Origin of the sequence: Pseudostreptobacillus hongkongensis (genome assembly GCF_001559795.1) — a bacterium.
In the GTDB taxonomy this organism is placed as follows: Bacteria; Fusobacteriota; Fusobacteriia; order Fusobacteriales; family Leptotrichiaceae; genus Pseudostreptobacillus; species Pseudostreptobacillus hongkongensis.
Genome location: NZ_LOHY01000080.1, coordinates 20,662 through 29,081, shown reverse-complemented (window position 1 = coordinate 29,081; position 8,420 = coordinate 20,662). Strand labels below are relative to the sequence as shown.

Here is an 8,420-nt window from a genome sequence, read left to right as displayed (position 1 = left end):
TTATTGCAACAGCCCCTTTTCTTTCTAATTGATAAATTTAAACATATTTAGTATAATTAATTGAGAGGTGAAATATGGAAATAAACATAACAGGTGAATATATAAAATTAGATCAACTTTTAAAGTTTGCAAATCTTGTTGAAAGTGGATCAAATGCTAAAGAACTTATACTTGATGGGTATGTTTTAGTAGATGGAGTTGTAGAAACAAGAAGAGGAAGAAAAATATACAGAGGTATGAAAGTAGAATTAAATGGAGAAAGTATCATAGTTAAATGATAAAAGAAATATATTTTTCTGGATTTAGAAATTTAAAAGATAAAAAAGTAAAGTTATCTCGTGGATTTAACTTGATATATGGTCAAAATGCACAAGGTAAAACAAGTTTTATGGAAGCTGTATATTTTGGAGCAACTGGTAAAAGTTTTAGAACTAAAAAAAATTCTGAAATGATAAATTATGATGTAAATGATGCTAAGGTATTTATAAAACTAGAGGATATGTCAAATTATTCTATTAATCTATTTAAAGATGAAAAAAAATACTATAAAAATGGTGAGAAGATAAAGTACATAGACTATATAGGTGATATATTAGCTGTTTCATTTATACCAGAAGATGTTGAATTAGTAATGGGGAATCCTTCTATTAGAAGGACATTTTTCAATTACGAAATATCTCAAATAAATAGAACGTACTTAGAAGCTATAGTAAATTATGAAAAAATCTTAAAGGTAAGAAATAAGTACCTTAAAGAAAAGAAAATTGAAGATAGTATGTTTGAAATATACAATGAAAAATATGTGGAATTGTGTGCAAAAATATTGCTTATTCGTAATGAGTATATTAATGAATTAAATAATATCTTAGATAAAAACTATAAAGAATTATTTAATGAAGAGCATACCTTAGTATTAAAATATGAAAATTTTATGAAATTAAAAGAATTTGAAGATATTGAAAAGTTAAAAAATGAAATAAGGGAATTTTTAAAAAGTAAACAAAATTCAGACCTATTAGTGGGATTTTCTAATTATGGTATACATAAAGATGAATATATATTTGAATTGAATAATAAGAATGCGAGATATTATTCATCTCAAGGAGAGAAAAAATCTATAGTATTTGTACTTAAAATATCAGAAATAGAGCTTATTGAAAATAAGTTTAATAAAAAACCCATATTCTTAATGGATGATATTACTTCATTTTTTGATAATTTTAGAAAAAATCAAATAATCAACTATTTTTTAGAAAAAGAAATACAATGTTTTTTAACTTCTACTGAAGATTTAAAAATAGTTGGAAAGAAATATATAGTTGATGGAGGTGTGATTAATGAAGAGTTTATCTGATATGATTAATGTTAATAATACAAACTCTAGATTTAACTATAAAGAATATATAGAACCTAGATTTTATGAATCTAGTATATATTTTGAAGGGGATGAAAGTTCAACTATATATGTTAATGAGCATATAATAAAATATGTTTTAGAAGAAAGAAAAAGAGAAATATTAAATGAAATTCAAAAGTATAATCCTAATATACAAAAATTAAATATTTGGGATGATAAAAAAGGAGCTGTAAAAGCAAGAAATTTAAAAATACAGAAATTAAATGAAATACAAAATAATCTTTCATATGAATTAAAAGAAAAAAGTCCTATGAAAGCAGAAGATATTTCTAAGATATATGAAAATATTGAAAAAATGGATATAGATAAAGAAGATAAAGAATATTTAAAGTCTATAGCTGAAATATATATAAGTAATTATGATGATACTTTGGAAAAATGTAGTATTTGTGGGGAAAGATTTACATATACATTTGATGGTATGTGTTCTATTTGTCTAAAAGAAGATTATGATAGAAAGTTTAATAATGCTGTTATTGAAATAAACAATAATCCTTTATTAATAAATAATAGTAAAATATATACAGAAGCTAGAAAATATTTAATTGATAGAGTAATAGAAGAAATATTTAAGCAATATGATAAGAGTGTAAATAAAAAAGAACTTAGAATACCAGAGTTATTTAGAAGGTATGCAATGTTAAAAACTAATTCAGATGAATTAGAATTGCAGGTGTTAGTGTCTAAAAAGTTAAAGGAAAGTATAGAAAAATATTATGAAGAAAAAAGAAATGTTAAATAAAGAAGATGTCGTAGATTACTTGCTTAATCTGAAGTTAAATAAAATTATTGTAATAAGTTCGGTAAGTTCAAATTTAGATTATTACTATAACATACTAGAACAAAGAGAAAGTGAGTATGAGGCTAGATATATAAACTTGGCATCTAATTCAGAACTTGAGTTAACAGGTGTTAATATAGAAATAATAGAGTTTTTAAAGAATAGTAAAAAAACTATTCTATTTTTAGATTTAAATTTAGCTTTAAGAGTATTTTTTGATGAAGTTAGGTATAAAGATTTAAGTAAAAATGAAGAATATGAAAGAGAAGACTTAAAAAAATTCTTTGTTGAAAATGGATATAAAGAATCATATATAGTTCAAAATAAAGGAGAGTATGGTATAAGAGGAGATATTATAGATATATTTCCAGCAAACCTTGATGACCCTATAAGACTTGATTTCTTTGATACCATACTTGAAAATATAAAAGTATTTTCTAGTTATGATCAAAGATCTATAGAAAATATAGAAGATGTTAGAATATTTGCTAATAGTTTAAATGGATTACAAAGAGAAATAGTTCAAATGATTAAATTATTAAGTGGCTCTAATATAGAAATATTCTTAGAAAATAAGGAATTATTAGATTTTAAATTAGAACAAATAGTTATGATTGATAAGGATAATACAGATGTTCTTAAAAAAAGATATGATAATTTATTAGAAAATTCTAACTTGTTAGAAGTAAGTAAAAATAAAGATAGAAATTATCAAGATGAAATAAGAGAAAAGAAAAAGGCTCTTTCAAGAAAAGGGATTAAGTATAATTCTGTAAATCAAATATTAGAAGAAGATTATGTAATACATGTTGAATTTGGTATAGGTAAATATAAGGGAATAGTTAATATAAATGATAGAGATTACCTATATATTCAATATGCTGATAATGATAAGCTATATATACCAGTTGAAAAATTAGATAGAATAAGTAAATATGTATATACTGGTAATGCACCACAGTTATATTCTCTAGGAACTAAAGGGTTTAAGAGAAAAGAAAAAAGATTAAAAGAAGATATAGAAAAATTTGCTAAGGAATTATTAGAAATACAAGCAAGACGTCACCTTTTAGTAAAGCCACCTTTTGAAAAAGATACAGTCTGGCAAGAAGAATTTGAAGAAAAATTTCCTTTTAATTTAACTCTGGATCAAAAAAGAGCTATAGATGATATAAAAAATGATCTTGAAAGTGGAATACTTATGGATAGATTACTTGTTGGAGATGTAGGATATGGTAAAACAGAAGTTTCTATGCGTGCAGCATTTAAAGCGATAGAAAATGGATATCAATGTGTAATTCTTGCCCCTACAACAGTTTTAGCTAATCAGCATTTTGAAAGATGTCATAATAGATTTGAAGAATTTGGGATAAAGGTAGCTAATCTTTCAAGACTTTCAGGTAAAAATACTAAAGATATATTACAAGGTTTAAAAGATGGAAGTATAGATTTAGTTGTTGGAACTCATAGATTACTTGGGGATGATGTTCATTTTAAAAATTTAGGATTATTAATAATAGATGAAGAACAAAAATTTGGAGTAACAGCTAAAGAAAAAATTAAAAAGAAAAAAACAGATATACATCTATTAACACTTAGTGCAACCCCTATACCAAGAACTTTAAATATGGCTTTATTAGGTATAAGAGATATATCTATAATATCAACTTCTCCTCAGGATAGATTACCTATAATTACAGATAGAATAACAGATGAAGATATGAAAAATGCTATTTTAAAGGAACTTTCAAGAGATGGACAAGTTTTCTATATTACTAATAATGTTAAAGGAATGCCTGAAAAAAAGAAGTTGATAAAGGATATATTACCTAATTTTGTTAAAGTAGAGTATATACATGGGCAATTAAGTCCTAAACAAATTAAAAGTATAATAAGTGATTTTGATGAGGGGAAATTTGATGTATTAATTGCATCAACCATAATAGAAAATGGTATAGATATTTCTAATGCTAATACTATAATCATAGAAGATTATACAAATCTTGGGCTATCTCAAATTTATCAATTAAGAGGAAGAGTTGGTAGAGGTAAAAGACAAGGTTATTGCTATCTTTTAGATAAAGAATTTAAAACTGAAAAAGCTAAGAAAAAAGACGCAAGTCTTGAAAAAATAGAAGGTATAGAAGGTGGAGGTTATGTACTTTCTCTTGAAGACTTAAATGTAAGAGGAGCAGGAGAAATATTAGGTGAAAAACAACATGGAGCTATAGATACCTTTGGTTATGATCTATATATTAAAATGCTAAAAAATGAAATTAATAGATTAAAAGGAGAAAAAGTTCAAGAATTTAAAAACACCGAAATATTATTGGCAAATAATGGATATATACCTAAAGAATATATAGAAAAAGATGAAAGAATAGTTATATATAAAAGGTATGCTGAAGTTGTGTCTAATGAAGAATTATTAGAGTTAAATGAAGAAGTGCGTGATAGATTTGGTAAGATTCCTAAAGAGATGAAAAATTTTATATATTCTATTAAAGTTAAACTATATATGTTAGAAAGTAATATAGATAGAGTTAAAGAAGAAGATAATAGCTTTATTTTAACTAAAATAATATCTAATAAAAAAGAACATAGAGTAGAAATCTCAAAAGATGAATTTTATAAAAGAGTTAAGAAAATTTAGTCAAAATTGATGTGGTAATTTAATAATTAATTTGATATAATGAAAATACTAATTTGATATGAGGAGTTTTAAATGTTTATAGATATAATAAAAGTTTTTTTACTTTCGGTAGTAGAAGCATTTACGGAGTTTTTACCTGTAAGTAGTACAGGTCATATGATACTTTTAGAAAGTTTTCTTAAATTATCAAGCAATGAAAAATTTGTTCAAGCATTTCAAGTAATAATTCAGCTTGGTGCAATACTTGCAGTAGTGGTTATATTTTTTGAAAAGTTATACCCTTTTATGTATAAAGGTAGAAAAAGACAAGAATTATTGAACTTATGGAAAAAGATAATAGTTGCTGTTCTTCCAGTAGTTGTTATAGGTTTATTATTTGGTGATTTTATAGAAGCAAAATTATTTAATCCTATTACTGTTGCAATTATGTTGATTGTATATGGTATTTTATTGATATTTATAGAAAATAGAAATAAAAGAGCTAGAGTTAATAAATTAGAAAATATTACATATAAACAAGCTATATATATAGGAATATTTCAATGTTTAGCTATGATACCAGGTACATCAAGATCAGCTTCTACTATAATAGGAGCTATGCTTATAGGTCTAAATAGAATAGTAGCTACAGAATTTTCTTTCTTTTTAGCCATACCTACTATGATGGGAGCGACAGCGTTAAAAATATTAAAAATAGCTAAGTTTTTAACAGTTTATGAGATAAGTTTAATAATATTAGGATTTTTACTAACATTTATCCTATCTCTATTTATAATAAAATTTTTCTTAACATATATTAAAAAAAATGATTTTAAAATATTTGGATATTATAGAATAATATTAGGTATACTTATTTTAATCTACTTTTTAATGGTTAAATAATATGTTGAGTATAATAGTTGCAGTAGGCAAAAATTTAGAAATAGGTAAAGATAATAAAATGTTATGGTATATACCTGAAGAATTAGAACATTTTAAGAATATAACTAAAGGTCATACTGTAATAATGGGACGGAAAACATTTGATAGTATAGGTAAGATTTTACCAGATAGAAAAAATATAGTACTTTCCAGAAAAGGGTTAGATAAAAAAAGGCTAGATATAGAGGTATTTAATAATTTTGATGAAATAGAAAAGTATAAAGAAGAAAAAGAGGAATACTTTATTATAGGTGGCTCACAGATATACAAAGAAGCATTAAAAAGGAATATTGTTTCTAAAATGTACGTGAGCCATATTGATTATATAAACAAAGATGCTACAGAATATTTCCCTAAAATAGATGATAGTTGGATAAAGTTAAATAAAAAAGTACATAATGGATGGATATTTTGTGAGTATATTAGAAGGAACGATTATGATGAATTTAATGGACGGGAATAAACTTTCTAAGAAAATTCTTAATGAAATAAAGGAAGAATATGATAAGTTGAAGTTGAAGTATAATAAGGTTGCATCTCTTGCAGTTATTGTATATTCAGATAATTTTGCTTCGAAAATATATGTTAAGAATAAAACAAAAATATGTGAAGAGTTAGGATTTAATTCGATTACTATAGAAATAAATGATAAAACAGAAGAAAAAGAAATAATTGAAGAAATAGAAAAACTTAACAATGATGATAAAATACATGGAATATTAGTACAACTTCCTTTACCTAAACATTTAAATGAAAAAGAAATTTTATCTCATATAAGTCCTAATAAAGATGTAGACGGATTTCATCCTTTAAATTTAGGAAAAATGTTAATTGGTGAAAAAGATGGATTTCCAGCATGTACACCTTATGGTATTATGGAATTATTTAAAGAGTATAATATAGAACTTGAAGGAAAGTTTGTAACGGTTGTAGGTAGAAGTAATATAGTTGGAAAACCTATGGCTCTTATGTTAATAGAAAAAAGAGCTACAGTTTTAGTATGTAATAGTAAAACATATGATTTAGATGATAAACTACGTAAATCAGATATAATAATATCAGCTACAGGAGTAGTTAATTTAATCAATAGGTCAAATATAAAAGAAGGCGCTATTGTTGTAGATGTAGGTATAAGTAGAGTTAACAATAAGTTATGTGGAGATGTTAATTTTGAAGAGGTTGCACCTATTTGTAAATATATAACTCCGGTTCCTGGAGGAGTAGGGCCTATGACTGTTGCATCTCTTATGAAAAATACTTTTAAATCATATAAAAAGTATGTGAGGGAAGATGAAAATAAGATCTAATATAGAAATAAATGAAAATAAATGGAAAGAATTTCTATATGTTTTTTTTAAAGAAAATGAAGATGAAGTATATATAGAAATAAATGAAAATACAACTTATTTTGATGTGAAAGTTAGTAATACAGTAAAAAATATATCGTATAGAGAAGAAAAAATTATAGAAAATCAAGAAGATATCATTCTTAAAACATCACTTCTTAAACTATATAATAAAATATTACCTTGGGGGAGTTTGGTAGGTGTTAGACCGACTAAACTTGTTAGGAAACTATTAGAAAAATACTCGTATGAAGAAATAGAAAATATTTTGGAAAAAGTATACATGGTAACAAATAAGAAAGCTAAGTTACTAATTAATGTTGTAAAAAACTCTATAGAGTATATAGATAATGATACTATAGGTATATATATAGGACTTGCTTTTTGTCCGACTAAGTGTACATATTGTTCTTTTCCAGCTTACTTAAAAAAAGGAAAATATCTTGAAAGATATAATGAATACTTTAATACAATAATAAAAGAAATAGATGAAATGTCAAATTTATGTAATGAGTTAAATCTTCCTATAAATACTATTTATGTAGGTGGAGGAACACCAAGTTTTTTAGATTATAATGAATTAAATATGTTTTTAAAGCATATTTCTAAATTTAATATGGAAAATATAAGTGAATATACATTTGAAGCAGGTAGGATAGATACTTTAGATAGGAAAAAACTTGAAATATTAAAAGAATATGGTGTTACTAGAATTAGTATAAATCCTCAATCTTTTAAAGATTCAACTTTAAAATTAGTTAACAGATATCATAATATTGAAAAATTAAATGAAGTGTATAAAGATAGTAAAGAACTAGATTTTGAAATAAATATGGATTTCATAATAGGTCTTCCCAAAGAAGATACACAAGATGTTTTAAATACAATAAAAGAATTAGAAAATTATGAACCTGATAATATAACTTTTCATTATTTAGCTATGAAAAAAGCTTCCTATTTAACTAAAAATAATTATTTCTTTGATAAGGAACTAGACTATAAATTAATAAATGATAAAATATATGAAGTAATGGAAAAAAGAGGATATATACCATATTATTTATATAGACAAAAAAGTTCTAGTATTGAAGGAGAAAATGTAGGATTTTGTAAACCAAATAAACAGTTGATATATAATATAGAAATGATAGAAGAAAATAAGACGATTATTTCTATAGGAGCAGGAGCTATAACTAAAATAATTACAGATAGAGATATTACAAGGTTAGTAAATGCAAAAGATCCTTTAATGTGGGTAGATGAATTTGAAGAAAAACTTAATCAAAAAAAGAATATATAAGG

Annotated in this window: 8 protein-coding genes; all 8 read left to right on the top strand. The window is 24.3% G+C overall.

Going from position 1 to position 8,420, the window contains the following annotated elements:
• The first annotated feature begins 74 nt into the window (after positions 1 to 74).
• The 8 genes from AYC59_RS03000 to AYC59_RS02965 all read left to right on the top strand — a co-directional run bounded on the left by AYC59_RS03000 (position 75) and on the right by AYC59_RS02965 (position 8,418).
• Entirely contained in the window at positions 75 to 278 is a 204-nt protein-coding gene (locus AYC59_RS03000) for an RNA-binding S4 domain-containing protein (RefSeq protein WP_066895065.1), read from the top strand.
• Entirely contained in the window at positions 275 to 1,354 is a 1,080-nt protein-coding gene (recF, locus tag AYC59_RS02995; protein ID WP_066895063.1) for a DNA replication/repair protein RecF, read from the top strand. The genes AYC59_RS03000 and recF overlap by 4 nt, the downstream gene beginning before the upstream one ends.
• Positions 1,338 to 2,159: a hypothetical protein gene (locus AYC59_RS02990; protein WP_066895061.1), complete on the top strand. Its 822-nt coding sequence runs from the start codon at positions 1,338 to 1,340 to the stop codon at positions 2,157 to 2,159. The genes recF and AYC59_RS02990 overlap by 17 nt, the downstream gene beginning before the upstream one ends.
• Complete coding sequence (locus AYC59_RS02985; protein ID WP_066895059.1) at positions 2,134 to 4,851, top strand: DEAD/DEAH box helicase; 2,718 nt, start codon at positions 2,134 to 2,136, stop codon at positions 4,849 to 4,851. The genes AYC59_RS02990 and AYC59_RS02985 overlap by 26 nt, the downstream gene beginning before the upstream one ends.
• 72 nt (positions 4,852 to 4,923) lie before the next feature.
• Positions 4,924 to 5,733: an undecaprenyl-diphosphate phosphatase gene (locus AYC59_RS02980; protein WP_066895057.1), complete on the top strand. Its 810-nt coding sequence runs from the start codon at positions 4,924 to 4,926 to the stop codon at positions 5,731 to 5,733.
• Between the two features lies 1 nt (position 5,734).
• Positions 5,735 to 6,235, top strand: coding sequence for a dihydrofolate reductase (locus AYC59_RS02975; RefSeq protein ID WP_066895055.1), 501 nt, complete (start codon positions 5,735 to 5,737; stop codon positions 6,233 to 6,235).
• On the top strand, positions 6,210 to 7,079 hold the full coding sequence (locus AYC59_RS02970; RefSeq protein ID WP_342666612.1) for a bifunctional 5,10-methylenetetrahydrofolate dehydrogenase/5,10-methenyltetrahydrofolate cyclohydrolase: 870 nt from the start codon (positions 6,210 to 6,212) through the stop codon (positions 7,077 to 7,079). Before AYC59_RS02975 ends, AYC59_RS02970 begins: the two co-directional genes overlap by 26 nt.
• Positions 7,063 to 8,418, top strand: coding sequence for a coproporphyrinogen III oxidase (locus AYC59_RS02965; RefSeq protein WP_066895053.1), 1,356 nt, complete (start codon positions 7,063 to 7,065; stop codon positions 8,416 to 8,418). Before AYC59_RS02970 ends, AYC59_RS02965 begins: the two co-directional genes overlap by 17 nt.
• Positions 8,419 to 8,420 lie beyond the last annotated feature (2 nt).